Origin of the sequence: Streptococcus mitis (assembly GCF_946190375.1) — a bacterium.
Classification (GTDB): Bacteria; Bacillota; Bacilli; order Lactobacillales; family Streptococcaceae; genus Streptococcus; species Streptococcus mitis_CJ.
The window spans coordinates 1-26,277 of sequence record NZ_CAMIAF010000023.1 but is presented as its reverse complement, the minus strand read 5'-3'; the positions used below and the strand labels follow the sequence as shown (position 1 = coordinate 26,277).

General features: G+C 42.3%; 24 protein-coding genes. 21 read left to right on the top strand and 3 right to left on the bottom strand.

All coding sequences use genetic code 11. The features are described from left to right. Genes N8M09_RS09865 through whiA form a run of 4 tightly spaced genes read left to right on the top strand, consistent with a single transcriptional unit; the run spans position 1 to position 3,205 of the window. Complete coding sequence (locus tag N8M09_RS09865; RefSeq protein WP_001140420.1) at positions 1 to 381, top strand: RidA family protein; 381 nt, start codon at positions 1 to 3, stop codon at positions 379 to 381. A 51-nt stretch (positions 382 to 432) separates the two neighbouring features. Beyond that, complete coding sequence (gene rapZ / locus N8M09_RS09860) at positions 433 to 1,323, top strand: RNase adapter RapZ (RefSeq protein ID WP_261065045.1); 891 nt, start codon at positions 433 to 435, stop codon at positions 1,321 to 1,323. Continuing rightward, complete coding sequence (locus tag N8M09_RS09855; protein WP_042901353.1) at positions 1,320 to 2,297, top strand: YvcK family protein; 978 nt, start codon at positions 1,320 to 1,322, stop codon at positions 2,295 to 2,297. The genes rapZ and N8M09_RS09855 overlap by 4 nt, the downstream gene beginning before the upstream one ends. Continuing rightward, positions 2,294 to 3,205 (top strand): DNA-binding protein WhiA, encoded by a 912-nt coding sequence (gene whiA, locus N8M09_RS09850; protein WP_102210499.1) that lies wholly within the window; start codon positions 2,294 to 2,296, stop codon positions 3,203 to 3,205. The genes N8M09_RS09855 and whiA overlap by 4 nt, the downstream gene beginning before the upstream one ends. A gap of 33 nt (positions 3,206 to 3,238) precedes the next feature. Here whiA and N8M09_RS09845 read toward each other — a convergent pair whose 3' ends face one another. Continuing rightward, entirely contained in the window at positions 3,239 to 4,207 is a 969-nt protein-coding gene (locus N8M09_RS09845) for an NAD(P)/FAD-dependent oxidoreductase (protein WP_261065044.1), read from the bottom strand. A gap of 137 nt (positions 4,208 to 4,344) precedes the next feature. On the opposite strand from N8M09_RS09845, the gene cdaA reads away from it, so the two are divergent. From cdaA to N8M09_RS09805, 8 genes are all read left to right on the top strand, one after another. Further along, entirely contained in the window at positions 4,345 to 5,202 is an 858-nt protein-coding gene (cdaA, locus tag N8M09_RS09840; protein WP_261065043.1) for a diadenylate cyclase CdaA, read from the top strand. After that, a complete protein-coding gene (locus N8M09_RS09835) occupies positions 5,189 to 5,953 on the top strand; it encodes a CdaR family protein (protein WP_261065042.1) in 765 nt (254 codons plus the stop codon). Before cdaA ends, N8M09_RS09835 begins: the two co-directional genes overlap by 14 nt. Before the next feature lie 24 nt (positions 5,954 to 5,977). Continuing rightward, positions 5,978 to 7,330: a phosphoglucosamine mutase gene (glmM, locus tag N8M09_RS09830; RefSeq protein ID WP_261065041.1), complete on the top strand. Its 1,353-nt coding sequence runs from the start codon at positions 5,978 to 5,980 to the stop codon at positions 7,328 to 7,330. A gap of 73 nt (positions 7,331 to 7,403) precedes the next feature. Then, a complete protein-coding gene (locus N8M09_RS09825) occupies positions 7,404 to 7,778 on the top strand; it encodes a DUF1149 family protein (protein ID WP_001050088.1) in 375 nt (124 codons plus the stop codon). A 1-nt stretch (position 7,779) separates the two neighbouring features. Further along, on the top strand, positions 7,780 to 8,628 hold the full coding sequence (locus tag N8M09_RS09820) for a DegV family protein (protein WP_050083864.1): 849 nt from the start codon (positions 7,780 to 7,782) through the stop codon (positions 8,626 to 8,628). 267 nt (positions 8,629 to 8,895) lie between these two features. Beyond that, positions 8,896 to 9,663 carry a 4-hydroxy-tetrahydrodipicolinate reductase gene (dapB, locus tag N8M09_RS09815; protein WP_261065040.1) on the top strand — a complete coding sequence of 256 codons (768 nt, stop codon included), beginning with the start codon at positions 8,896 to 8,898 and terminating at the stop codon, positions 9,661 to 9,663. Next, positions 9,660 to 10,859, top strand: coding sequence for a CCA tRNA nucleotidyltransferase (locus N8M09_RS09810; protein WP_314726067.1), 1,200 nt, complete (start codon positions 9,660 to 9,662; stop codon positions 10,857 to 10,859). Before dapB ends, N8M09_RS09810 begins: the two co-directional genes overlap by 4 nt. Beyond that, a complete protein-coding gene (locus N8M09_RS09805) occupies positions 10,856 to 12,727 on the top strand; it encodes an ABC-F family ATP-binding cassette domain-containing protein (protein WP_261065038.1) in 1,872 nt (623 codons plus the stop codon). Before N8M09_RS09810 ends, N8M09_RS09805 begins: the two co-directional genes overlap by 4 nt. A 37-nt stretch (positions 12,728 to 12,764) precedes the next feature. On the opposite strand, the gene mntE is transcribed toward N8M09_RS09805, so the two are convergent. Continuing rightward, entirely contained in the window at positions 12,765 to 13,949 is a 1,185-nt protein-coding gene (gene mntE, locus N8M09_RS09800; protein WP_261065037.1) for a CDF family manganese efflux transporter MntE, read from the bottom strand. A 303-nt stretch (positions 13,950 to 14,252) separates the two neighbouring features. On the opposite strand from mntE, the gene N8M09_RS09795 reads away from it, so the two are divergent. The 5 genes from N8M09_RS09795 (at position 14,253) to yaaA (ending at position 20,239) form a co-directional block, all read left to right on the top strand. Then, positions 14,253 to 16,949: a cation-translocating P-type ATPase gene (locus tag N8M09_RS09795; RefSeq protein WP_261065036.1), complete on the top strand. Its 2,697-nt coding sequence runs from the start codon at positions 14,253 to 14,255 to the stop codon at positions 16,947 to 16,949. A gap of 117 nt (positions 16,950 to 17,066) precedes the next feature. Continuing rightward, complete coding sequence (locus tag N8M09_RS09790; RefSeq protein WP_261064365.1) at positions 17,067 to 17,477, top strand: peptide deformylase; 411 nt, start codon at positions 17,067 to 17,069, stop codon at positions 17,475 to 17,477. A gap of 11 nt (positions 17,478 to 17,488) precedes the next feature. Beyond that, positions 17,489 to 19,084 carry a hypothetical protein gene (locus N8M09_RS09785; protein ID WP_261065035.1) on the top strand — a complete coding sequence of 532 codons (1,596 nt, stop codon included), beginning with the start codon at positions 17,489 to 17,491 and terminating at the stop codon, positions 19,082 to 19,084. Between the two features lie 183 nt (positions 19,085 to 19,267). After that, on the top strand, positions 19,268 to 19,432 hold the full coding sequence (locus N8M09_RS09780; RefSeq protein WP_261065050.1) for a YczI family protein: 165 nt from the start codon (positions 19,268 to 19,270) through the stop codon (positions 19,430 to 19,432). A gap of 78 nt (positions 19,433 to 19,510) precedes the next feature. Further along, entirely contained in the window at positions 19,511 to 20,239 is a 729-nt protein-coding gene (gene yaaA / locus N8M09_RS09775) for a peroxide stress protein YaaA (RefSeq protein ID WP_261065034.1), read from the top strand. A 113-nt stretch (positions 20,240 to 20,352) separates the two neighbouring features. On the opposite strand, the gene N8M09_RS09770 is transcribed toward yaaA, so the two are convergent. After that, positions 20,353 to 20,898: an NADPH-dependent FMN reductase gene (locus N8M09_RS09770; protein WP_261065033.1), complete on the bottom strand. Its 546-nt coding sequence runs from the start codon at positions 20,896 to 20,898 to the stop codon at positions 20,353 to 20,355. Positions 20,899 to 21,289: 391 nt separating this feature from the next. Here N8M09_RS09770 and N8M09_RS09765 point away from each other — a divergent pair, with 391 nt between their 5' ends. From N8M09_RS09765 to asnS, 4 genes are all read left to right on the top strand, one after another. Continuing rightward, the gene (locus N8M09_RS09765) at positions 21,290 to 22,486 is read left to right on the top strand and encodes an MFS transporter (RefSeq protein WP_261065032.1); all 1,197 of its coding nucleotides are present in this window, start codon (positions 21,290 to 21,292) and stop codon (positions 22,484 to 22,486) included. Between the two features lie 292 nt (positions 22,487 to 22,778). Further along, positions 22,779 to 23,267, top strand: coding sequence for a cell wall elongation regulator TseB-like domain-containing protein (locus tag N8M09_RS09760; protein ID WP_261065031.1), 489 nt, complete (start codon positions 22,779 to 22,781; stop codon positions 23,265 to 23,267). Beyond that, the gene (locus N8M09_RS09755) at positions 23,264 to 24,442 is read left to right on the top strand and encodes a pyridoxal phosphate-dependent aminotransferase (RefSeq protein ID WP_261065030.1); all 1,179 of its coding nucleotides are present in this window, start codon (positions 23,264 to 23,266) and stop codon (positions 24,440 to 24,442) included. Before N8M09_RS09760 ends, N8M09_RS09755 begins: the two co-directional genes overlap by 4 nt. A gap of 22 nt (positions 24,443 to 24,464) precedes the next feature. Further along, entirely contained in the window at positions 24,465 to 25,808 is a 1,344-nt protein-coding gene (gene asnS, locus N8M09_RS09750; RefSeq protein WP_038805974.1) for an asparagine--tRNA ligase, read from the top strand. Positions 25,809 to 26,277 lie beyond the last annotated feature (469 nt).

The following is a 26,277-nucleotide window of genomic DNA, read 5'->3' as shown; positions in this document are numbered from 1 at the left end:
ATGGCAAAAACAATTCATACAGACAAAGCTCCAAAGGCTATCGGACCATATGTTCAAGGAAAAATCGTTGGCAACCTTTTGTTTGCTAGTGGTCAAGTTCCTCTCTCTCCTGAAACTGGGGAAATCGTTGGAGAAACAATCCAAGAGCAAACAGAACAAGTCTTGAAAAACATCGGTGCTATTTTGGCAGAGGCAGGAACTGACTTTGACCATGTTGTCAAAACAACTTGTTTTTTGAGCGATATGAACGACTTTGTTCCTTTTAACGAGGTTTACCAAACGGCTTTTAAAGAGGAATTTCCAGCTCGTTCAGCAGTAGAGGTAGCTCGTCTTCCTCGTGATGTAAAAGTCGAAATCGAAGTCATCGCAGAGATTGGATAAGCTAGTTGAAGTTTGGTGTTGCCAAACTTCTTTTGATATAAGGAGAAAAAGATGACAAAGAAACAACTTCACTTGGTGATTGTGACAGGAATGAGTGGTGCAGGCAAAACTGTAGCCATTCAGTCCTTTGAGGATTTGGGTTATTTTACTATTGATAATATGCCGCCAGCCCTCTTGCCTAAGTTTTTGCAGTTGGTGGAAACAAAGGAAGACGACCATAAGTTGGCCTTGGTAGTAGATATGCGTAGCCGTTCTTTCTTCTCAGAGATTCAAGCTGTTTTGGATGAGTTGGAAAACAAGGAAGAACTGGACTTTAAAATTCTCTTTTTGGACGCAGCAGATAAGGAATTGGTAGCCCGTTACAAGGAAACCAGACGGAGTCACCCTCTAGCAGCAGATGGTCGGATTTTAGATGGTATCAAGCTAGAACGTGAACTTTTGGCGCCTTTGAAAAATATGAGCCAAAATGTGGTGGATACGACTGAACTTACTCCTCGTGAACTGCGTAAAACCCTTGCAGAGCAGTTTTCAGACCAAGAACAAGTCCAGTCTTTCCGTATCGAAGTCATGTCTTTTGGCTTTAAATATGGAATCCCAATTGATGCAGACTTGGTCTTTGACGTCCGATTCTTGCCCAATCCCTACTACCTACCAGAACTGAGAAACCAAACGGGTGTAGATGAACCGGTGTATCACTATGTCATGAACCATCCTGAGTCAGAAGACTTTTATCAGCATTTATTGGCCTTGATTGAGCCGATTTTGCCAAGTTACCAAAAGGAAGGGAAGTCCGTTTTGACCATTGCCATGGGTTGTACGGGTGGACAACACCGTAGTGTGGCCTTTGCCAAACGCTTGGCGCAGGACTTATCCAAGACTTGGCCTGTCAATGAAGGGCATCGTGACAAAGACCGAAGAAAGGAAACGGTAAACCGTTCATGAGAAAACCAAAGATAACGGTGATTGGTGGAGGAACTGGGATTCCTGTCATTCTAAAAAGTCTGCGGGAAAAAGATGTGGAAATCGCTGCTATCGTAACGGTGGCGGATGACGGTGGTTCATCAGGTGAACTCCGAAAAAATATGCAGCAATTGACACCGCCAGGTGATCTTCGTAATGTCCTTGTGGCTATGTCGGATATGCCTAAGTTCTATGAGAAAGTCTTTCAGTATCGCTTTTCTGAGGATGCGGGAGCCTTTGCTGGCCATCCATTGGGTAATCTCATCATTGCTGGCCTGTCAGAAATGCAGGGTTCGACCTATAATGCCATGCAGTTGCTGAGCAAATTTTTCCATACCACTGGGAAGATTTATCCTTCCAGTGATCATCCTTTGACCCTGCATGCAGTCTTTCAGGACGGGACAGAAGTAGCTGGAGAGAGTCATATTGCAGACCATCCAGGAATGATTGACCATGTCTATGTGACCAACACCCTAAACGATGATACGCCTCTGGCTAGCCGTCGAGTAGTGCAGACTATTCTTGAAAGTGACATGATTGTCCTAGGGCCTGGCTCTCTCTTTACCTCTATTTTGCCCAATATCGTGATTAAGGAAATCGGGCAGGCGCTTTTGGAAACCAAGGCAGAAATCGCCTATGTCTGCAATATCATGACCCAACGTGGGGAGACGGAACACTTTACAGATAGTGACCACGTGGAGGTCTTACATCGTCACCTTGGTCGCCCTTTTATTGATACTGTTTTGGTGAATATCGAAAAAGTGCCTCAGGAATACATGAATTCCAACCGGTTTGATGAATACTTGGTGCAGGTGGAACATGATTTTGCTGGTCTTTGTAAGCAAGTTCCGCGCGTGATTTCATCCAACTTCCTTCGTCTGGAAAATGGGGGTGCCTTCCACGATGGAGATTTGCTCGTGGATGAGTTGATGCGGATTATACAGGTGAGAAAATGAGTTTCACAGTAGCAGTAAAAGAAGAAATCCTAGGTCAGCACCATCTGAGCCGGCATGAATTATCTGCCATTATCAAGATGTCTGGTAGCATCGGTCTCTCGACCTCGGGCCTGACCTTGTCTGTCGTGACAGAAAATGCCAAGCTGGCTCGTCACCTCTATGAGTCCTTTCTCCATTTCTATGAAATCAAATCAGAAATCCGTCACCACCAAAGAAGCAATCTCCGCAAGAATCGGGTCTATACTGTTTTTACAGATGAAAAGGTGCAGGATTTGTTAAGTGATTTGCACTTGGCAGACTCCTTCTTTGGCCTGGAAACAGGTATTGATGAGGCGATTTTATCGGATGAGGAAGCAGGTCGTGCCTATCTCTGTGGTGCTTTCTTGGCAAATGGAAGCATTCGTGACCCTGAATCAGGTAAGTACCAGTTGGAAATCAGTTCTGTTTATCTGGACCACGCGCAAGGGCTTGCCTCTCTTCTTCAGCAGTTTTTACTGGATGCCAAGGTGCTTGAGCGCAAGAAGGGAGCTGTTACCTATCTCCAGCGTGCCGAAGATATTATGGACTTCTTGATAGTCATCGGAGCCATGCAGGCGCGTGATGATTTTGAGCGGGTTAAGATTTTGCGAGAAACCCGTAACGATCTCAATCGGGCCAATAATGCCGAGACAGCCAATATAGCTCGGACAGTTTCTGCCAGCATGAAGACTATCAACAATATCAGCAAAATCAAAGATATTATGGGCTTAGAAAATCTGCCAGTGGATTTGCAGGAGGTAGCGCAACTGAGGATTCAGCACCCAGACTACTCTATCCAGCAGTTAGCAGATAGTCTCAGCACCCCTCTGACCAAAAGTGGTGTCAACCACAGACTCAGAAAGATAAATAAATTAGCGGATGAACTATAAAACCACGAATCCTATGTGACTCGTGGTTCTTTTTTATAAACTAGTAGAGTGTTTTGGTTGTACTTTTTGCTCTGGGTCAATGTAGTTGATGGCATTGTTGACAGCAGTTGGAGCTTCTCCAAGCCCTGTCGCAATCAGATCAATTTTTCCGTCATAGTAGCAGCAGTCACCGATAGCATAGATACCTGCTTGGCTGGATTCCTGTTTGCTGTTGACGATAATCTTGTGGCGGTTGAGGTCGAGCCCCCAGTTTTTGAGGTTACCGACAGAAGATTTGAAACCATAGTTGACAAAGAGGTGGTCTAGGTCAATCGTTTCTGTTTCATCAGATTTGACTTTTGTGATTTCCAGCTTATCAAGCGTTTTTCCATCTCCAAGGAGTTGGCTAGGGACGAATGGTGTCTTGATGGTCACAGAAGATTCCTGTAAGGCTTGGACACTGTGTTCCAAGGCGCGGAAATTATCTCTGCGGTGGACAAGGGTAGTTGGCGCAATTTTTTCAAAAGCCAAAGCCCAATCCACAGCCGAGTCTCCTCCACCAAGAATCGTCACTTTCTTGCCAGCGTATTGCTGGATGTTGGAAACGTGGTAGTGGATATTTTCATAGCCTTCAACGCCTTCTAGTTCCAGCGGACGTGGTTTAAAGGCACCGCCACCCATAGCGATGATAACAGTTTTAGACAGGTGACTTCCTTTAGAAGTTGTAATGACAAAGCCTTCTTTTTGTTTTTCAATCTCAAGAACCGTTTCATTGAGATGAATAGGGGTATCAAAGCCATTTAATTGCTCGATTAGACGGTTAGTCAATTCTTCTCCAGTCAGGTTTGGGAAACCTGGAACGTCTAAAATTTCCTTTTCAGGGTAGAGAATAGCAGGTTGTCCACCTAGTTGTGGAAGGGAGTCGATGATTTGGACCTTGGCTTGGCGTAGGTGGGCATAGAAGGCTGCAAAAAGCCCGACAGGACCACCACCTACAATGGTAATATCATAGAGTTGAGACATGGTTTCTCCTTTGTTTTTTCTAGTCAGTTTATTTTATCATATTTTTCCTTAATTTAAAATGAAGTAGGATAGGGAAAAAAATGCCAGAAAAATGGTATAATAGAGAGGAACGTGTTTGGACAGAGAGGAGACAGCAGATGAACTTTCAACAATTATCCAACCTGCAATATTGGACTAGCTTGTTTTCTAGTCCTTGGAGTATCGCCATCAATCTGTTTGATATTTTGATTGTGACCTATGTTTTGTATCGTTTTACAAAAGCGATAGCTGGTACCAAGATTATGATTTTGGTACGGGGGGTCTTGATTTTTGTATTAGCCCAGGTCGTGGCCAATATCCTTGGTTTAACAACGATTTCTTGGTTGATTAATCAGATTATCACCTATGGAGTTATTGCTGCGGTTGTTATCTTCTCTCCAGAGATTCGGACTGGTTTGGAACGCTTGGGAAGGGCGACAGATTTCTTTTCTACTACTCAAATTAGTGCAGAAGAGAAAATGATTCGTGCCTTTGTCAAGTCAGTTGAATACATGAGTCCTCGTAAGATCGGTGCTTTGGTTGCTATTCAACGAGTTCGTACCTTGCAAGAATACATCGCGACAGGAATTCCTTTGGATGCCAAAATTTCGGCAGAACTCCTCATCAATATTTTTATTCCCAACACTCCTCTACATGATGGTGCTGTGATTATCAGAGAAAATCGAATCGCAGTGACCTCTGCCTATCTGCCTTTGACAGAAAGCACAGGAATTTCCAAGGAATTTGGGACCAGACACCGGGCGGCTATTGGTTTATCAGAAGTATCCGATGCCTTGACCTTCATTGTTTCAGAGGAAACAGGTGGTATTTCTATTACCTACAATGGGGTCTTCAAGCATAATTTGACGATTGAAGAATTTGAAGCAGAGCTACGAACAATTCTTCTGCCAGCTGTTGAGGAAAAAGCCAGTTTCAAGGACCGTTTGCTAGGAGGTTGGAAATATGAGAAAAAATAGTCTATATATCATTTCATCTCTCTTTTTTGCTTGTGTCTTATTCATCTATGCAACATCGACTAATTTTCAAAATAACAATACCGCAAGACAGGTCAAATCAGAAACCTACACCAATACGATAACGAACGTTCCTATCGATATTCACTATGATGATGACCAGTATTTCATTAGCGGATTTGCATCAGAGGTTTCAGTTGTACTGACAGGTGCCAATCGTGTGACCTTGGCCAGTGAAATGCAGGAAAGCACTCGTAAGTTTAAGGTCACAGCGGATTTGACAGATGCTAGTGTTGGAACGATTGAAGTTCCTTTGAACATTGAAAATCTTCCAAGTGGATTGACCGCTGTGGCAACGCCTCAAAAGATCACAGTGAAAGTTGGGAAGAAGGTTAAGCGAGATGGGATGATTGTTGTGCCACAAGTTGACCAAAGCCAGATTGATCCCAAGCTACAACTTGATAGTGTAACCGTATCAAACGAACGAGTTTCAGTTACAACTGACCAGGAAACATTAGCTAAGATTGACAAAATTATTGCGCTTTTACCAACCAGCGAACGCATAACAGGTAATTACAGTGGTTCAGTACCTTTGCAGGCAATCGACCGCAATGGGGTTGTCTTACCAGTAGTTATCACTCCGTTTGATACAACAATGAAGGTCACTACAAAACCAGTAGCACCAAGTTCAAGCACAAGCAGTTCGTCGGAGACATCTTCGTCAACGAAAGCAACTAGTTCAAAAACGAATTAAAAATAGAAAAAGGATTTTATAAAAATGGGTAAATATTTTGGGACTGATGGAGTCCGTGGAGAAGCTAACGTAGAACTAACGCCAGAATTGGCTTTTAAGCTAGGACGTTTTGGAGGCTATGTTCTTAGTCAACATGAAACGGAAGCACCGAAAGTCTTTGTAGGACGTGACACCCGTATTTCAGGGGAAATGTTAGAATCAGCCTTGGTGGCAGGTCTCCTTTCAGTAGGGATTCACGTTTATAAACTCGGTGTTCTTGCGACGCCAGCAGTAGCTTACTTGGTCAAAACTGAAGGAGCAAGTGCAGGTGTCATGATTTCTGCTAGCCACAATCCAGCCCTTGATAATGGGATTAAGTTCTTTGGTGGTGATGGCTTCAAACTAGATGATGAAAAAGAAGCAGAAATTGAAGCCTTGTTAGATGCTGAGGAAGACACTCTTCCTCGTCCAAGTGCTGAAGGCTTGGGAACCTTGGTAGATTATCCAGAAGGCTTGCGTAAGTATGAAGGATACCTTGTTTCAACTGGAACTCCTCTTGAAGGAATGAAGGTTGCCTTGGATACAGCCAATGGTGCAGCTTCTACAAGTGCCCGTCAAATCTTTGCAGATCTTGGTGCTCAATTGACGGTTATCGGGGAAACACCAGATGGTCTTAACATCAACCTTAATGTTGGTTCAACCCACCCAGAAGCCCTTCAAGAAGTGGTCAAAGAAAGCGGGTCAGCTATCGGTTTGGCCTTTGATGGAGACAGTGACCGCTTGATTGCTGTTGATGAAAATGGTGAGATCGTTGATGGTGACAAGATCATGTACATCATCGGGAAATACCTTTCTGAAAAAGGACAATTGGCTCAAAATACAATTGTGACAACTGTTATGTCTAACCTTGGCTTCCGTAAGGCCTTGGAGAGTGCTGGGATTAACAAGGCAGTGACTGCTGTTGGTGACCGCTACGTTGTTGAAGAAATGAGAAAATCAGGCTACAATCTTGGTGGTGAACAGTCTGGTCACGTGATCTTGATGGATTACAATACAACAGGTGATGGTCAATTATCAGCAGTCCAATTAACTAAAATCATGAAGGAAACTGATAAGAGCTTGTCAGAGTTGGCAGCAGAAGTAACCATCTATCCACAAAAATTAGTCAATATCCGAGTGGAAAATGCCATGAAGGAAAAGGCTATGGAAGTGCTAGCTATCAAGGATATCATCGAGAAGATGGAAGAAGAAATGGCAGGGAATGGCCGTATCCTAGTACGCCCAAGTGGAACAGAGCCCCTCTTGCGTGTTATGGCAGAAGCGCCTACAACAGAAGAAGTGGACTACTATGTTGATACCATTGCAGACGTTGTTCGTGCTGAAATCGGGATTGACTAAAACTTAGAAAACTAGATGAAAATAAAAAAATATGGTACAATAGCTTATAATATTGTAGCCTAGGGAGAAAGACATGAATCTTAAACGTGAACAAGAATTTGTCAGTCAGTATCATTTTGATGCGCGTAATTTTGAATGGGAAAATGAAAATGGAGCTCCTGAAACTAAGGTGGATGTGAACTTCCAATTGCTCCAACATGATCAAGAAAATCAAGTGACTTCCTTGATTGTCATCTTGACATTTATGATTGTATTTGATAAGTTTGTCATTAGTGGAACAATCTCACAAGTAAATCATATCGATGGCCGTATTGTCAATGAACCAAGTGAATTGAGCCAAGAAGAAGTGGAAACTTTGGCTCGCCCAAGTTTGAACATGCTCAACCGTTTGACTTACGAAGTAACTGAAATTGCATTAGACTTACCAGGAATCAATTTGGAGTTCTAATATGAAACTAGCTGTTATCACAGATTCTTCTGCCTATCTCAGTGCAGAGACCTTGCAAAGAGAAGATTTATTTGTCTTGGATATTCCTGTCAATATTGATGGTGAGGAGTATGTCGAAGGCATCAATCTGACTGCTGAGGAATTTTACCAAAAAATGGCTCAGGCTTCTGAATTGCCTAAGACTAGTCAACCAAGTATTGCCAAGTTAGATGAAATCTTAACTTCGCTCAAAGAACAAGGTTATACCCATGCTTTGGGGCTTTTCCTATCTTCTGGAATTTCAGGTTTTTACCAAAATATCCAGTATATGATAGATGAATATGAGGGCTTAACCATTGCTTTTCCAGACACTTTGATTACAAGTGCTCCTCTGGGTATCATGGTTGAAAGCGTCTTTAATTGGCGTGACCAGGGCGATGATTTTGCCAGCATTCAGGATAAGCTAGCCATTCAAATCAGCCGTACGTCAGCCTTTATCATGGTAGATGATTTGGATCATTTAGTGAAAGGTGGACGTCTTTCAAATGGTGCTGCGATTTTGGGCAATCTGCTAAGCATTAAGCCAATCCTCTATTTCAATGACCAAGGTGTGATTGAAGTTTACGAAAAAGTTCGTACTGAAAAGAAAGCAACCAAGCGCTTAATTGAAATTATCAAAGAAACAACGGCTTCAGGCCAATATCGGGTCATTGTCATTCATGGGAATGCTCCTGAAAAGGCTGAAGAATTGCGTCAGCACTTGCTTGATTCTGGCTTGGGTTCGGATGTTTCACTTGCTACATTTGGTAGTGTCATTGGAACTCACCTAGGAGCAGGAAGTATTGCTCTGGGGTATATTCCAGTGATTTAGTTGGCACTTTTAGACTAGTTAAGAAGTTAGCAGTTGAACACGCCTGGAACCCTGTGTGAAAAAGATAGATTTTCCAAGGAGTAGACACTTCTTGATCAGAACTTCTATTTTCACTTTGTGTTCCTACAGACTTTGTATCTTAGCAATTGAACACGGACTACCTGCCTCTTGAAAAAAGATGCCTGTCTTGCCTTTCGTGGAAAGTCAGCGCCATTCCCTATTTTTCATGGGCAGCTAAGGTCCTTTGTATCTTAGACAGGAGTAGAGATGAGTATTCGAGTAATTATTGCTGGTTTTAAGGGAAAGATGGGCCAAGCTGCTTGTCAAATGGTCTTGGCTGATCCAGACTTGGACTTGGTAGCAGTTTTGGATCCCTTTGAGTCTGAATCAGAATGGCAGGGTATTCCTGTTTTTAAGGATAAGGCTGATTTAGCAGGCTTTGAAGCGGATGTCTGGGTAGATTTTACTACTCCAACTGTTGCCTATGAAAATACACGCTTTGCTCTTGAAAATGGCTTTGCTCCAGTAGTTGGAACAACAGGTTTCACTAGTGAAGAAATTGCAGAGCTAAAAGAATTTTCTCGTGAACAAGATTTGGGTGGTTTGATTGCCCCTAACTTTGCCCTGGGTGCTGTCTTGCTCATGCAATTTGCAAAGCAGGCTGCCAAATATTTCCCACATGTGGAGATTATCGAGCTCCATCATGACAAGAAAAAGGATGCTCCGAGTGGCACAGCTATTAAAACAGCTGAGTTGATGGCAGAAGTTCGAGAGTCTATTCAGCAAGGTGCAGCAGATGAGGAAGAATTGATTACTGGTGCCCGTGGTGCTGACTTTGATGGCATGCGCATCCACTCAGTTCGTTTGCCAGGCTTGGTAGCACATCAGGAAGTCATCTTTGGCAATCAAGGAGAAGGATTGACCCTCCGTCATGACTCCTATGATCGTAGCTCCTTCATGACAGGGGTGAATTTGGGAATTAAAGAAGTTGTCAAGCGTCATGAGCTTGTCTATGGATTAGAACACTTATTATGAGATTAACGCAAATGCCTTCTGAATTTCAGAAGGCTTTACCAGTATTAGAAAAAATTAAAGAAGCAGGTTTTGAAGCCTATTTTGTTGGGGGATCTGTTCGAGATGCCCTCCTCAATCGCCCTATCCATGATGTGGATATTGCGACGTCTTCTTATCCAGAAGAAACCAAGCAGATTTTTCCGCGAACAGCTGATATCGGAATCGAGCACGGAACTGTCTTGGTCTTAGATGGGGACGAGGAGTATGAGGTGACTACTTTTCGGACAGAAGATGTCTATGTGGACTATCGTAGACCTAGTGCGGTTTCTTTTGTTCGCTCGCTAGAAGAAGACCTCAAGCGCCGTGATTTTACAGTCAATGCCTTTGCCTTGGACGAGACAGGAGAAATCATTGACTTGTTTCATGGTTTAGAAGATTTGGAAAAGCAAGTCTTACGAGCGGTTGGTGTAGCTAGTGAGCGTTTCAACGAAGATGCTCTACGGATTATGCGTGGTTTCCGTTTTCAGGCTAGTCTTGGCTTCGAACTTGAGCCAGAAACATTTGAAGCTATGAAGACCTTGACGCCGCTTTTGGAGAAAATTTCTGTAGAGCGTACTTTTGTTGAGTTTGATAAACTCTTGCTGGCTCCATTTTGGAGAAGGGGCTTGGCTTCCATGATTGAGAGTCAATCTTATGACTATCTCCCTGATATGGCAGCTAGCCATGACAAGCTTAATAGACTGTTTGATTTGGAGACTGATTTCACCTTTGAATCTTCAGAGCAAGCCTGGGCAGCCCTACTGTGGGCTTTGGATATTGAAAATGCGCAGCCATTTTTGAAGGCTTGGAAGACCTCACGCCAGTTTGCTAAGCAGGTTCAGGATTTGCTGACTATTTTGGCTCTGCGTGAAAAGGGAGAATTGAGCAAGCGCGATTGTTACCGCTTTGACTTGGCTTTACTTTTACAGGCTGAAAATCTTCGTCAGGCCCAAGGAAAAGAAGTCAACCCACAAGCCATCACAGAAACTTACCAGAGTTTGACCATTCATGACAAGAAAGAAATCCAAATTAACGGTGGTATTTTGATCAAGGAATATGGCTATCAACCAGGTCCAGATTTGGGAGAGATTTTAACAGAGATTGAATATGCCATTGTCGATGGAGAATTGGAAAATGACCGTCAAGCCATCCATACTTATCTGAGGGAGAAAAAATGAGTGATTTTATTGTTGAAAAACTAAGTAAATCCGTCGGTGACAAGACCGTTTTTAAGGATATTTCCTTTATTATCCATGATTTGGACAGAATTGGCTTAATCGGTGTCAATGGGACTGGTAAGACCACCCTTTTAGATGTTCTTTCTGGCGTTTCTGGCTTTGATGGGGATGTCAGTCCCTTTTCAGCTAAGAATGATTACCAAATTGGTTACTTGACTCAAGATCCTGATTTTGATGATAGAAAGACAGTTTTGGATACGGTTCTCTCCAGTGACCTCAAGGAAATCCAGCTCATTCGTGAGTATGAACTCCTCATGCTCAACTATAGTGAGGACAAGCAGGCGCGTTTGGAACGTGTCATGGCAGAGATGGACTCTCTCCAAGCTTGGGAAATTGAGAGTCAGGTCAAGACGGTTCTTAGCAAGCTGGGGATTCAGGACTTATCTACTCCTGTTGGGGAATTGTCAGGTGGTCTAAGAAGACGGGTCCAGTTGGCGCAAGTTCTTCTTGGTAACCACGATCTCTTGCTTTTGGATGAGCCGACCAACCATCTGGACATTGCGACCATTGAGTGGTTGACCCTCTTTTTAAAAAATTCTAAGAAGACCGTCCTTTTTATTACCCACGACCGTTATTTTCTAGATGCTTTGTCAACACGGATTTTCGAGTTGGACCGAGCAGGATTGACTGAGTATCAAGGGAATTATCAGGACTATGTTCGCATAAAGGCGGAACAGGATGAGCGCGACGCGGCTCTTCTCCACAAAAAGGAACAACTCTACAAACAAGAATTGGCCTGGATGCGTAGACAACCGCAGGCGCGTGCGACCAAGCAGCAGGCTCGTATCAATCGTTTCCACGACCTGAAAAAGGAAGTTTCAGGAAATACTGCTGAGACAGACTTGACCATGAACTTTGAAACCAGTCGGATTGGGAAGAAAGTCATCGAGTTTCAGGATGTTTCCTTTGCCTATGAAAATAAGCCCATTTTACAAGACTTTAATCTCTTGGTGCAGGCCAAAGATCGTATTGGAATTGTTGGGGATAACGGTGTTGGAAAATCAACCCTGCTCAATCTGATTGCAGGCAGTCTTGAGCCGACAGCAGGTCAAGTTGTGATAGGGGAAACTGTTCGTATCGCCTATTTCTCTCAGAAAATTGAGGGATTGGATGAGAGCAAGCGAGTTATCAATTACCTGCAGGAAGTGGCAGAAGAGGTCAAGACCAGTGGTGGTTCTACGACTTCGATTGCAGAGTTGCTGGAGCAGTTTCTTTTCCCACGTTCGACGCATGGAACCTTGATTGAGAAATTGTCAGGTGGAGAGAAAAAGCGTCTTTATCTCCTCAAATTGCTCTTGGAAAAACCAAATGTTCTTCTCTTGGACGAGCCGACCAATGATTTAGACATTGCAACCTTAACAGTTTTGGAGAATTTCTTGCAAGGTTTTGCTGGACCAGTTTTGACTGTTAGTCACGACCGCTATTTCTTGGATAAGGTGGCGACCAAGATTCTGGCTTTTGAGGATGGCAAGATTCGTCCTTTCTTTGGTCATTACACTGATTACCTTGATGAAAAAGTCTTTGAAACAGAGATGGTCAATCAAGTTCAAAAGGCCGAAAAAGAAAAAGTCGTCAAGGTTCGAGAAGACAAGAAACGCATGACCTATCAAGAAAAGCAGGAGTGGGCAAGTATTGAAAGCGATATTGAAGTCTTGGAAAACCGTATTGCTGCTATTGAAGAGGAGATGCAGGCTAATGGCTCCGACTTTGGCAAACTGGCTACTCTTCAGAAAGAGCTAGATGAGAAAAACGAAGCACTCCTTGAAAAATACGACCGCTATGAGTATCTAAGTGACTTTGATAGCTAGAAGAATAGAAAAATCCCGTCTCATGGACAGGATTTCTCTATTCTTTTTTGGTTTCCTGGTGGAAGATATTTTGCCAAGTTTCGTGGCGACGCCAGATACTGGTGTGGATGATACCATCTAACTCATAGCTGATGAGTTTGGTCTTTTGACTGATGGAAGTGATTTGAATATCTTTGATAGCAGAATTCAAGTCTTTTTCGGCTTTATAGGCCTCTTTATCCATCTGTTCTCCATTTTGGCGAATATAAACAAAATCGTCAGCCAAGAGTTCTTCCAGTTGATTTCCTTGGTCAATCAACTGTTCACGCATAAGCAATTTTTTATAGACATTGTCTAAAACTTCATCTTCAGGGATAGGTGCTGGCTCGATATGGACATCGGTATCAAAGACTCCAAAACGTTCCTCCAGCATAGACTCGACCTGATCCGCAATTTCATGGCTTTCAAAAACAGACAAGTCAGGATTCATTTCTAGTGTAATATCAAGGTAGATGTTGCTACCGTAGGTGCGACCTCTTTGGGACTTAACCTTGCTGATTTTGGGAATTTCCATAATGGCCTTTTGATAGTCTTCAAGCAGACGGTCGTCAAAACCATCTGATAGACTAAAGGAAGACTCGATGAAGATATCATAGGCAGTTTTCAAGATAAAGAAAGTGATGATGATAGCAACCAGTTTATCCACAATGGGATAATCGAAACTGCTGGCCAGGATGGCAATGGTAGTACCAAGTGAGGTAACAGCATCAGAAAGATTGTCCTTGGCGGCAGCCTTCAGTGCCTTGGAGTTGGATTTTTTACTGAGGCGAGTATTGTAGAGATAGACTAGAAACATAATCGCTGCAGACATAATTCCTAGAGTTGCACCCAGAGGATCAATAACCGTTTCTTCACGACTGAGAATCTTCTGAATGGTATCCCTTAGTACATCAAAGCCGACATAGAACATGATAATAGAAGTGACCAAGCTAGCCAAATCTTCAATCTTCCAGTGACCAAAACGGTGGTCACGGTCTGCAGGCTGGCGCGCCATTCTAATCCCAATTAAGAGGGCCACATTTCCAATGATATCCGATACGTTGTTAAAACCATCTGCCACCAAACTGGATGAATGGAGGAGGTGCCCAGTTGCTAATTTGGCTGCAGACAAGATCAAATAGGTTGAAATGCTGATAATGGCTCCACGCTCAGCTAACTTGAGATTTGAGATAGATTGCTTCATTCAACTTCCTTTCTAGTCACATAGCATTCTACCATTATACTGGTTTTCAAGAGAAAATTCAAATAAGGCAATTTTTACTCTTTGAAAACTTTTCAAAATTTGGTATAATAGTACTACTCAAGGGAGTAGCTGGCAGAAACCTGTGATAGTGTCGTCATTCCGAATTTTATACTGAAAAGTATGCTTTCCGGCACTATCTTAAACAGCGAGACTTGTTATGATTAACAGGTCTCTTTTTGTTTGTCGTGAAAAGATATGACAGAAAGAGAGTCTGTTTTGCACACAATGTCAAGGAGGAGACACATGTCAAAAGAACAAAAACGCCAAGCGTTTTACACTCAGAGTCCTGAAGAGGTCTTGAAGGCTGTGGATGCGACCGAGCAAGGTTTGTCATCAAGTGAGGCGGAAAAGCGCCTTGCAGAATTTGGCCACAATGAACTCGAAGAAGGCGAGAAACGATCAATCCTGGTCAAATTCATCGAGCAATTTAAGGATTTGATGATTATCATCCTAGTTGCGGCAGCAATCTTGTCAGTCGTGACTTCTGGTGGGGAAGATATCGCAGATGCCATTATCATCTTAGCCGTGGTTATCATTAACGCTGCCTTTGGTGTTTACCAAGAAGGGAAAGCAGAAGAAGCAATCGAAGCCCTCAAATCCATGTCTAGTCCAGCTGCCCGTGTTCTTCGTGATGGGCATATGGCGGAGATTGACTCTAAAGAATTGGTTCCTGGTGATATTGTTGCCCTTGAAGCAGGTGATGTTGTACCAGCGGATCTTCGTTTATTAGAAGCTAACTCGCTTAAAATCGAAGAAGCTGCCTTGACAGGTGAGTCTGTGCCAGTCGAAAAAGATTTGACAGTTGAACTTGCTGCAGATGCTGGTATTGGTGACCGTGTCAATATGGCCTTCCAAAACTCAAATGTGACTTATGGTCGTGGTCTTGGTGTTGTTGTCAATACAGGGATGTACACGGAAGTTGGTCATATCGCTGGCATGCTCCAAGATGCGGATGAGACAGACACACCACTCAAACAAAACTTGAACAACCTTTCTAAGGTCTTGACCTATGCAATCTTGGTCATTGCCCTTGTTACTTTTGTAGTGGGTGTCTTCATTCAAGGGAAAAATCCACTCGGTGAGTTGATGACCTCTGTTGCGCTTGCTGTTGCAGCCATTCCAGAAGGGCTTCCTGCTATCGTAACCATTGTTCTTGCCCTCGGTACGCAAGTCTTAGCTAAACGAAACTCAATCGTTCGTAAGTTGCCAGCAGTAGAAACACTTGGTTCAACTGAAATCATCGCTTCTGATAAGACTGGTACGCTGACTATGAACAAGATGACAGTCGAAAAAGTCTTCTACGATGCGGTCCTACATGAATCAGTTGATGACATCGAGCTAGGTCTTGAAATGCCCCTACTTCGTTCAGTTGTCTTGGCCAATGATACCAAAATTGATGTTGAAGGCAACCTGATTGGTGACCCAACCGAAACGGCCTTCATCCAGTATGCCTTGGACAAGGGCTACGATGTTAAAGGATTTTTAGAGAAATATCCTCGTGTGGCTGAGTTGCCATTTGATTCTGAACGTAAGCTCATGTCAACAGTTCATCCACTTGCAGATGGACGCTTCCTCGTAGCTGTTAAAGGTGCGCCAGACCAACTCTTGAAACGTTGTGTTCTTCGTGATAAGGCTGGGGATATTGCTCCGATTGATGAGAAGGTTACAAACCTCATTCATACAAACAATTCTGAAATGGCCCACCAAGCCTTGCGTGTCCTTGCAGGTGCTTATAAGATTATCGATAGCATTCCAGAAAACCTCACTTCTGAAGAGCTTGAAAATGATTTAATCTTTACTGGTTTGATTGGGATGATTGACCCTGAACGTCCTGAAGCCGCAGAAGCTGTTCGTGTAGCTAAGGAAGCTGGAATCCGTCCAATCATGATTACGGGTGATCACCAAGACACTGCAGAAGCTATTGCTAAACGTTTGGGAATCATTGATGCAAATGATACAGAAGGCCACGTTTTAACTGGTGCTGAACTCAATGAACTGTCAGATGAAGACTTTGAAAAAGTAGTTGGCCAATACTCTGTTTATGCCCGTGTGTCTCCAGAACACAAGGTTCGTATCGTCAAGGCTTGGCAAAAACAAGGTAAAGTCGTTGCCATGACAGGTGACGGTGTCAATGATGCGCCAGCCCTGAAAACAGCAGACATCGGTATCGGTATGGGAATCACTGGTACAGAGGTTTCTAAGGGGGCTTCTGACATGATTCTTGCGGATGATAACTTTGCGACTATTATTGTTGCAGTTGAAGAAGGACGTAAGGTCTTCTCAAACATTCAAAAGACTATTCAGTACCTACTTTCTGCCAATACTGCTGAAGTGTTAACCATCTTCCTATCAACCTTGTTTGGTTGGGATGTTTTGCAGCCAGTTCATCTTTTGTGGATCAACTTGGTAACAGATACCTTCCCAGCAATTGCACTAGGTGTTGAACCTGCTGAGCCTGGTGTCATGAACCATAAACCACGTGGACGCAAGGCAAGCTTCTTCTCAGGTGGTGTTTTGAGTTCTATCATCTATCAAGGTGTACTCCAAGCAGCTATTGTTATGAGTGTTTATGGTCTTGCGATTGCTTACCCAGTACATGTGGGTGATAATCATGCCATTCATGCTGATGCCCTTACTATGGCCTTTGCAACCCTTGGTTTGATTCAGCTCTTCCATGCCTACAATGTCAAGTCTGTATACCAATCCATCTTGACAGTTGGCCCATTCAAGTCTAAGACCTTCAACTGGTCTATCTTGGTATCCTTCATCCTTCTTATGTCAACAATTGTCGTAGAACCGCTTGAAGGAATCTTCCACGTAACCAAACTAGACTTATCACAATGGGGAATCGTTATGGGCGGAAGTTTCTCAATGATTATTATCGTCGAAATTGTTAAGTTTGTTCAACGTAAACTTGGCTTTGATAAGAATGCGATTTAAAAAGAAAAAGTCATCTTCGGATGGCTTTTTGCTACAGTTGAGGGAAAGGGCTTGCAGTTATCGGCTTTTGTGCTATAATTGCTATAATATAGTAAAAAACAAGAGGAGTGTGAGGAAGTGGAAAAGAAAATTGTGAAGGATATTTTGTTTTTATCTCAGGTATCTCAGCCGGCAAGTCAGGATGATCTGTATCTTGCCAGAGATTTGCAGGATACACTCTTAGCAAATCGTGAGACCTGTGTCGGTCTGGCTGCCAATATGATTGGGGTGCAGAAGCGCGTGATTATCTTTAATCTGGGCTTGGTTCCTGTGGTCATGTTTAACCCAGTGCTCCTGTCTTCTGAAGGACCTTATGAGACAGAGGAAGGTTGTTTGTCCTTGACAGGTGTGAGACCTACTAAGCGTTATGAAACCATAAGGGTTGCCTATCGTGACAGCAAGTGGCAGGAACAGACCATTACTTTGACAGGCTTCCCAGCTCAAATTTGCCAGCATGAACTGGATCACTTGGAAGGACGAATCATTTAGGAGGAAAGCAAATGAAACGAATAGTCTTTGAACTTATTTTTATCGCAACGACCTGGTATATCTTTTTACCGCCCCTTAACCTGACTAGCTGGGAATTTCTCTTTTTCCTCTGTGGGCATTTGCTGTTTGTAGCAATCTTATTTGGCTTTGGCAAGGGGATAAACCTTGTCAAAACAGTTCATGTACGCCACGGCAAAGCGGAAGCTGCCTTAAATCTTGAGGGTTTCAAAATCAATCGGTTAGGGAAAATCCTTTTAGCTTCTATTGGAGGAATTCTTCTCTTAGCAGCCTTGGTTTCCTTGGTGACTTCCAGCATTTTTCAGGCTAAAAATTATGCCAATGTAGTCACGGTTACGGAAAAAGACTTTACTGAATTTCCTAAGACTGACACCAGTAAGGTTCCAATCTTAGATAGAAGTACTGCTGAAAAAATTGGTGACCGCTACTTGGGTTCCCTAACGGATAAGGTGTCGCAGTACGTAGCGGCAAATACCTATACCCAATTGACAATTGATGGGAAGCCTTATCGGGTTACACCACTAGAATATGCAGACCCTATCAAGTGGTTTAATAATCAAGCCAAGGGAATCGGCGAGTATATCAAGGTGGACATGGTAACCGGGAATGCAGACTTGGTAGACTTGAAGACACCAATCAAATATTCAGACTCGGAGTATTTTAACCGTGATGTCAAGCGTCACCTGCGCTTGAAGTACCCAACTAAAATCTTCAAGACTCCATCTTTTGAGGTGGACGATGAGGGCAATCCTTTCTATGTAGCAACGGTTTACCAAAAGCAATTTGGACTGGCGGTTCCTCGTCCTGTTTCAGTCATTATCTTGGATGCTACAAATGGAGAAACCAAGGAATACAGCTTGGCAGATGTTCCAGAGTGGGTGGACAGGGTTTATCCAGCTGAGGAAACCATTGAGCAAATCAACTACAATGGTAAGTACAAGGACGGATTCTGGAATGCCATGATTTCCAAGAAAAACGTGACCCAGACTACCAAGGGCTATAATTACTTGTCTATCGGCAATGATATTTATCTCTACACAGGTGTGACGTCAGCCAATGCAGATGAAAGTAATCTTGGTTTCATCCTTGAAAATATGCGGACAGGGGAAATCACTAAGTACAACTTGGCTTCTGCAACCGAAGAATCAGCCCGTGAATCAGCCGAAGGTGCTGTTCAGGAGAAATCCTACAAGGCGACCTTCCCAATCCTCATCAACCTCAATGACAAGCCTCTCTACATCATGGGCTTGAAGGACAATGCTGGCTTGGTCAAAGAGTACGCTTTGGTAGATGCAGTCGAGTACCAAAACGTTATCGTAGCTACGACAGTGGAAGAGCTGCTCAGCAAGTACGCTAATAAAAACGACCTTGAAATTGATAATGAAACAACAGAAAGCATCAAGGGTGTGGTGGCAGACCTCAAATCAGCTGTTATCAAGGGGGATACTGTCTACTTCTTTAAAGTTGATGGTAAGATATATAAGGTTAAGGCCTCAGTATCCGATGACCTTCCTTACCTTGAAAATGGTAAAACCTTCGAAGGTCAAGTAGGAAAAGACAATTATCTCAAGACTTTTAAAGTACAATAATACTCTTCGAAAATCTCTTCAAACTACGTCAGCTCTATCTGCAACCTCAAAACAGTGTTTTGAGCAACCTGCGGCTAGCTTCCTAGTTTGCTCTTTGATTTTTATTGAGTAGTATAAAAAATAGATTTTCTCAGAAAGTATATGTTATAATAAGGTAAATTAATACTAATGGAGGACAAACAAATGGGCTTTTATTTGATGGTTGCTTCAATGCTACTCGGACTGCTCGCTTTGAAGATAGGTTTTTCTCAGTTCAAGGAGAAAAAAGATAAATTCCTATCTATCTTAACAAGTTTAGCTGGCATAGCCCTTGTTCTCGTGGCTATCTGGTTAGGATGGCCGAAATAAACAGAGAAACCTCGGTCAAACCGAGGTTTTTCAGATGAATTTCTTGGTAGTAGCTAAAAAATATGCTACACTATCAATATGAAAATTTTAATCCCAACAGCAAAAGAAATGAACACAGACTTGCCGAGTATCGAAGCTGCTCCTTTAAAACCAGAAAGTCAGGCCGTGCTTGATGCCTTGGCTCTCTATTCTGCTAGTCAATTGGAGAGTTTTTACAAGGTTTCAGCAGAGAAAGCTGCGGAAGAGTTTCAAAATATTCAGGCTTTGAAAAGGCAAAGAGCTCAACACTACCCAGCTCTGAAACTTTTTGATGGGCTTATGTATCGCCATATTAAGCGAGATAAACTGAACGATGCAGAACAAGCCTATCTTGAAAATCATGTCTTCATTACCTCGGCTTTGTACGGTGTTGTTCCAGCCTTGTCACCTATGGCACCTCACCGTTTGGACTTTTTGATGAAGTTAAAAGTTGCTGGTAAGACTTTGAAGAGTCATTGGAAGTCAGCTTATGATGAAGCTGTGACGCAGGAAGAAGTGATTTTTTCTCTCTTGTCATCCGAGTTTGAGACTGTATTTTCTAAGGAAATCAGAGAAAAGATGGTGACTTTCAAATTCATGGAGGATAGGGGTGGTCAGCTGAAGATTCATTCAACCATTTCCAAGAAAGCGCGTGGGGCCTTCCTAACAGCTCTGATAGAAAATCAAGTACAAACAGTGGAGGAGGCTCTCCGCTTAAGCTTTGCAGGATTTGTTTACAGAGAAGACCTGTCCCAACCACAGGAATTGATTTTTGTAAAGGAAGTATAGAAGATAGAAGAAAAGAGTCGGGGACAAAACTCTAACCTTAAATATAAAAAGCGAACAAGCTAGACTTCTGAGTGTCAGAAAAGTAGTCTTGTTCGCTTTTATTATGTTAGTTACTAGATCGCATTGATCAAGTCTTCCGCTTGTTTTTCAAGTGAGTTTAGGACTGTTTCTTCGAGAACCAATTTTCCGTCTGCCCAAGCAGAGTCATTAACACGTGCAGCGGTGAAATCACCAACGACTTGTGTGCGGATAAATGGCAAGAGGTCTTTATAGATAGCGAAGAGTTGATCGTGACCTGCATTGGCTACAGATGATACGGTGACAAACTTATCTTGAAGGGCAGAAGCGCCACGTGTATCAGACAAGTCAAGGGCGCGAGATAGCCAGTCAAGCAAGTTTTTCACTGTTCCAGGGATAGAGAAGTTGTAGACTGGAGAGAAAATCCAGATGGCATCCGCAGCGAGAACTGCTTCACGAGCAGCAGCTACAGCTGGATGTGTTGGAACTTCCAAATCTTGACTGAAGAGAGGAAGGGCTGAATAATCGAGGTAGCTAACTTCCGCTTTACCAGCAAGTGCTTTCTCAGCTTCGAGGGCCATTTGGTGGTTGAAAGAACCTTGGCGTAGGGATCCGACGATAAATAATACTTTTTTAGACATGATGTGTCTCCTTTTCCTTAAATTTCCGAGAACTTTCTCGTTGTTATAAAAAATATTACAACAAAACAAAAGGACTTGCAAGAAATTTGCTCAAAGATAATTTGAAAACTATAAAAGTGCAGAAACTCAAGTCACTTGCGACTGGAATGCATTCGATTTTCGAAGAGTATTCCTATATTCTCTTGTAATATGATGACATAAGTGCTAAAATAAACGAGAAAACTCGCAATAGAAACCGCAGAACCGCTATTTTCCGGTATCATTTCATAAATCATTAAAGGAACAATAATGGCATTGAAGAATGCTTCTAAAAGGAGTGGAGATCATGTAAGGCACAGATTAACAAGTGACGGACAAAAGAAATAATAATACACTTGTTAAAGGAGAAAAGATGTTAATAAGAAATTATCGGAAAAATATTGGCCTGATGGCCGGAGTTGAGTTTTTTGCATTTTTAGGGATTACCAGTTTTTGGATTCTCTTTCTCAGTCAAAATGGCATGTCTCTTTGGCAGATTGGACTTCTGGAAAGTATTTTTCATACGACCAGTCTTCTCTGTGAAATTCCATCTGGAATGTTAGCTGACCGCTATTCCTATAAGACCAATCTTTATTTAAGTCGTATAGCAGGGATTCTGTCTTCTATTCTCATGTTGGCTGGGCAGGGAAATTTTTGGATTTATGCACTAGCAATGACTGTGAGTGCCTTGTCTTATAATTTTGATTCGGGAACAAGCGCAGCAATGGTATATGACTCGGCTGTAGAGGCTGGACTAAAGGAGCGTTATTTATCCATTTCGAGCTTTATGTCAGGAGTAGCAGAAGGAACTCGGTCTTTGGGGACCGTTTTGGCAGGATTTTTTGTCCATGGTCAATTGCATCTGACCTACTATATCATGATTGCCACTTCTATCATAGTTCTTTTCCTGATTTGGATGCTGAAAGAACCCAGTGTCAAGCTAGAAAAAACTGATAGTGTGACCATGAAACAGATTATTTGGACTGTTAAGGATGAGTTGAAGCGAAATCCCATGCTTTTCAACTGGATGATTTTGTCTCAGATTGTCGGAGTACTCATGTGCATGTTTTATTTTTACTATCAAAATCAGTTACCAGATTTAAGTGGTTGGCAAATTTCAGCAGTTATGCTACTTGGTAGTCTCTTAAATATCGTCGCAGTCTATCTAGCGAGTAGGATTGGAAAGAACTATGCTGCCTTGAAACTTTTCCCTGTCCTCGTCCTGCTGACTGGAGTTACCTATATGCTGTCCTATTTTGGAACACCTCTAATCTATATTTTGATTTATTTGATTAGTAATGCTCTATATGCTCTTTTTCAGCCGATTTTTGACAATGATTTGCAAGATCGCCTTCCAAGTGAAGTAAGGGCAACCATGTTGAGTGTCTACTCTATGATGTTTAGCCTGAGTATGATTGTCTTCTTCCCACTGACAGGGTGGTTGATTGACCATTTAGGTTTTGTAGTAACATTTCTTTATCTAGGATTCTTTTTAGTCATGATTAGCCTTCTACTGCCTGTCTTTTTAGGAAAAATGGCTAAAAGAATAGATGATAAAATAATTCCATAGATTAAAAGAACTTACGAAAACTTGAGTGCCAAGCTCAGGTTTTTTAATAGGTTGATTTTGGAGCTGTCTTTACTTTTCTTGATCGGTTTTAATCAAGAAAAATCGGTTTGCTTTGAAGGGAGAAATAGAATTGGTTTCTTATACTCAATGAAAATCAAAGAGCAAACTAGGAAGCTAGCCGCAGACAGTACTTGGGTACGGCAAGGAGAAGCTGACGTGGTTTGAATTTGATTTTCGAAGAGTATTCTTGCATTCACTTGTAATAAAGCTTAATAGATGGTAAAATAGACGAGTGAAAAAAAGACAAAACAAAGCAAAAAATAATCTACTGTGGCAGTATGGTCTAGGGATGACGATTTTGTTTGTGGTTATCAGTGCTTCCTTTCTGTATCTAGTGTTTCTGAGTATGAAACCTTATCAAACAGCTAAAAGTGAAGGAGAAAAATTAGCTCAGCAGTATGCAGGATTAGAGCAGGCTGATCAGGTTGACTTATACCATGGCTTGGAATCTTATTATAGCGTTCTTGGTCGTAATAAAAAACAAGAAGCACTTGCTGTCCTGATTGGAAAAGATGACCATAAGATTTACGTTTATCAGCTAAATCAAGGTGTTTCACAAGAAAAAGCAGAAGCGGTTTCTAAGGAAAAAGGAGCTGGCGAGATTGACAAAATTACCTTTGGTCGTTATCAAGACAAACCAATCTGGGAAGTCAAGTCAGGATCTGATTTTTATCTAGTAGATTTTGAAACAGGAGCATTGGTCAATAAGGAGGGCCTATGAAACTATCCAACCGTGTTTTAGAAATGGAAGAAAGTGTCACTTTAGCTAGTGATGCGAGAGCAAAAAAATTAAAAGCTCAAGGTAAGGATGTCCTTTTCTTGACCTTGGGACAACCAGATTTTCACACTCCTGAAAATATTCAGGATGCAGCAGTTAAAGCTATTCGGGAAGGACAGGCTTCCTTCTATACAGTAGCTTCAGGTCTACCAGAATTAAAAGCTGCAGTGAATACCTACTTCGAGCGCTACTATGGCTATTCTGTCGCAAGTAACGAGGTTACCTTTGCTACAGGTGCCAAGTTCTCCCTCTATACTTTCTTTATGGCTGTAATTAATCCTTTAGATGAGGTTATTATTCCAACTCCATACTGGGTTAGTTATGGAGACCAGGTCAAGATGGCAGAAGGCGTTCCCGTCTTTGTTCCTGCTAAGGAAGACAACCACTTTAAGGTAACTGTAGAGCAGTTAGAAGCAGTTCGCACTGATAAGACCAAGGTTTTGGTTCTCAATTCACCATCTAATCCGACTGGTATGATCTATACTCGTGAAGAATTACTAGCTATCGGAAATTGGGCAGTTGAGCATGACATTCTGATTTTAGCAGATGATATATACGGTCGTCTTGTTTATAATGGAAATGAATTTGTTCCAATCTCAAGTCTATCAGAAGCAATTCGTAAGCAAACCATTGTGATCAACGGTGTATCAAAAGCTTATGCCATGACAGGTTGGCGGGTAGGTTATGCAGTGGGTGATCCAGAAATCATTGCTGCTATGAGCAAATTGACAGGTCAAACAACTTCTAACCTAACTGCTGTTTCACAATATGCAACCATCGAAGCCCTAACTGGACCGCAAGATTCTGTGGAAATTATGCGTCAAGCATTTGAAGAACGTCTCAATACCATCTATCCACTCTTATGTGAAGTCCCTGGTTTTGAAGTCGTTAAGCCACAAGGAGCCTTCTATCTCTTTCCAAATGTTAAAAAAGCCATGGAGATGAAAGGTTATACGGATGTGACTGACTTTACAACAGCTATTCTTGAGGAAGTTGGTTTGGCACTCATAACAGGAGCTGGCTTTGGAGCGCCAGAAAATGTCCGCCTCAGCTATGCGACAGACCTAGACACGCTTAAAGAAGCAGTTAAACGCTTGAAAGCATTTATGGAAAAATAAAAGAAAAAGAAAAGGAAAAATAATGACAAAACGTGTAACGATTATTGATGTAAAAGACTATGTTGGTCAGGAAGTGACGATTGGCGCTTGGGTTGCCAATAAATCAGGAAAAGGGAAAATTGCCTTCTTGCAATTGCGTGATGGAACAGCCTTCTTCCAAGGTGTGGCCTTTAAACCAAACTTTATAGAAAAATTTGGTGAAGAAGTGGGACTTGAGAAGTTTGATGTCATCAAACGCTTGAGCCAAGAAACGTCTGTTTATGTGACAGGGATTGTTAAAGAAGACGAACGTTCTAAGTTTGGCTATGAGTTGGATATCACAGACATCGAAGTGATCGGTGAATCTCAAGATTACCCAATCACGCCAAAAGAACACGGAACAGACTTCTTGATGGACAACCGTCACTTGTGGCTTCGCTCTCGTAAGCAAGTAGCGGTGATGCAAATCCGTAACGCTATCATTTATGCAACTTATGAGTTCTTTGACAAGAACGGCTTCATGAAGTTTGATAGCCCAATCCTTTCAGGAAATGCGGCAGAAGATTCAACAGAACTCTTTGAAACAGACTACTTTGGAACGCCAGCTTACTTGAGCCAATCAGGTCAGCTTTACCTAGAAGCAGGGGCTATGGCTCTTGGTCGTGTCTTTGACTTTGGTCCAGTATTCCGTGCTGAAAAATCAAAAACACGCCGTCACTTGACTGAGTTCTGGATGATGGATGCTGAGTACTCATACTTGACACACGATGAATCACTTGACTTGCAAGAAGCTTATGTAAAAGCTCTTCTACAAGGTGTTCTTGATCGTGCGCCTCAAGCCTTGGAAACCTTGGAACGTGATACAGAGCTTTTGAAGCGCTACATTGCAGAGCCCTTCAAACGGATCACTTACGATCAAGCTATTGACCTCTTGCAAGAGCATGAAAATGATGAAGATGCTGACTACGAGCATCTTGAACATGGTGATGACTTTGGTTCACCACACGAAACGTGGATTTCAAACCACTTTGGTGTGCCAACATTTGTCATGAACTACCCAGCAGCCATCAAGGCCTTCTACATGAAACCAGTTCCTGGAAATCCAGAGCGCGTGCTCTGTGCAGACTTGCTTGCTCCAGAAGGCTACGGAGAAATCATCGGTGGGTCTATGCGTGAGGAAGACTACGATGCCCTTGTTGCTAAGATGGATGAACTTGGCATGGATCGTACAGAGTATGAATTCTACCTTGACCTTCGTAAATACGGTACAGTTCCACATGGAGGATTTGGTATCGGTATCGAGCGTATGGTAACCTTTGCAGCAGGAACAAAACACATTCGTGAAGCTATTCCATTCCCACGTATGTTGCACCGTATCAAACCATAAGAACAGGAAAACGCCCATGTGGCGTTTTTTTCATGGAAAGCTCTAGAAGCGAAAGAGAATATTATCATGTATAGTGGATTGAAATAAGACATGAACAGAGAGTTTAGGAAAGTCAAATTAATTTCTAGAAATGTTTTAGAATCCGTAGCGCACTATTTTAGGCTCAATCCACTATATTCAAAATCTTTATAATATGCGGTTTTCGTGAAAATCTTTACTTAGTTTTCCTATAAAATTGAGTTTTTACTAGAAACATACTATTAGTTGTTCAGAATAGAGTTACATATCCTAGTACATTGATGTTCTTGTTCAAAAAAGGTATTTGTACTATTTTCTTCAAGGAAGTATTAGATTGAGAGGTAAATTCCCAAACTAAGTTCCACCGCTAGTAGAAGTGGAAGTTAGTCTGATAAAAATCCTAAAAACCAGTGGAAATCCGTGTCAGGGTAAGTTCCACTGATTTTAATCA

Excerpts from the sequence above, each read along its gene's own strand:
- rapZ (WP_261065045.1), top strand. The coding sequence starts at position 433 with ATGACAAAGAAACAACTTCACTTGGTGATTGTGACAGGAATGAGTGGT.
- N8M09_RS09865 (WP_001140420.1), top strand. The coding sequence starts at position 1 with ATGGCAAAAACAATTCATACAGACAAAGCTCCAAAGGCTATCGGACCA.
- N8M09_RS09855 (WP_042901353.1), top strand. The coding sequence starts at position 1,320 with ATGAGAAAACCAAAGATAACGGTGATTGGTGGAGGAACTGGGATTCCT.
- glmM (WP_261065041.1), top strand. The coding sequence starts at position 5,978 with ATGGGTAAATATTTTGGGACTGATGGAGTCCGTGGAGAAGCTAACGTA.
- N8M09_RS09770 (WP_261065033.1), bottom strand. The coding sequence starts at position 20,898 with ATGTCTAAAAAAGTATTATTTATCGTCGGATCCCTACGCCAAGGTTCT.
- N8M09_RS09835 (WP_261065042.1), top strand. The coding sequence starts at position 5,189 with ATGAGAAAAAATAGTCTATATATCATTTCATCTCTCTTTTTTGCTTGT.
- N8M09_RS09845 (WP_261065044.1), bottom strand. The coding sequence starts at position 4,207 with ATGTCTCAACTCTATGATATTACCATTGTAGGTGGTGGTCCTGTCGGG.
- N8M09_RS09820 (WP_050083864.1), top strand. The coding sequence starts at position 7,780 with ATGAAACTAGCTGTTATCACAGATTCTTCTGCCTATCTCAGTGCAGAG.
- dapB (WP_261065040.1), top strand. The coding sequence starts at position 8,896 with ATGAGTATTCGAGTAATTATTGCTGGTTTTAAGGGAAAGATGGGCCAA.
- N8M09_RS09805 (WP_261065038.1), top strand. The coding sequence starts at position 10,856 with ATGAGTGATTTTATTGTTGAAAAACTAAGTAAATCCGTCGGTGACAAG.
- cdaA (WP_261065043.1), top strand. The coding sequence starts at position 4,345 with ATGAACTTTCAACAATTATCCAACCTGCAATATTGGACTAGCTTGTTT.
- N8M09_RS09780 (WP_261065050.1), top strand. The coding sequence starts at position 19,268 with ATGGGCTTTTATTTGATGGTTGCTTCAATGCTACTCGGACTGCTCGCT.
- N8M09_RS09765 (WP_261065032.1), top strand. The coding sequence starts at position 21,290 with ATGTTAATAAGAAATTATCGGAAAAATATTGGCCTGATGGCCGGAGTT.
- N8M09_RS09825 (WP_001050088.1), top strand. The coding sequence starts at position 7,404 with ATGAATCTTAAACGTGAACAAGAATTTGTCAGTCAGTATCATTTTGAT.
- N8M09_RS09755 (WP_261065030.1), top strand. The coding sequence starts at position 23,264 with ATGAAACTATCCAACCGTGTTTTAGAAATGGAAGAAAGTGTCACTTTA.
- asnS (WP_038805974.1), top strand. The coding sequence starts at position 24,465 with ATGACAAAACGTGTAACGATTATTGATGTAAAAGACTATGTTGGTCAG.
- N8M09_RS09785 (WP_261065035.1), top strand. The coding sequence starts at position 17,489 with ATGAAACGAATAGTCTTTGAACTTATTTTTATCGCAACGACCTGGTAT.
- mntE (WP_261065037.1), bottom strand. The coding sequence starts at position 13,949 with ATGAAGCAATCTATCTCAAATCTCAAGTTAGCTGAGCGTGGAGCCATT.
- N8M09_RS09795 (WP_261065036.1), top strand. The coding sequence starts at position 14,253 with ATGTCAAAAGAACAAAAACGCCAAGCGTTTTACACTCAGAGTCCTGAA.
- yaaA (WP_261065034.1), top strand. The coding sequence starts at position 19,511 with ATGAAAATTTTAATCCCAACAGCAAAAGAAATGAACACAGACTTGCCG.
- N8M09_RS09810 (WP_314726067.1), top strand. The coding sequence starts at position 9,660 with ATGAGATTAACGCAAATGCCTTCTGAATTTCAGAAGGCTTTACCAGTA.
- whiA (WP_102210499.1), top strand. The coding sequence starts at position 2,294 with ATGAGTTTCACAGTAGCAGTAAAAGAAGAAATCCTAGGTCAGCACCAT.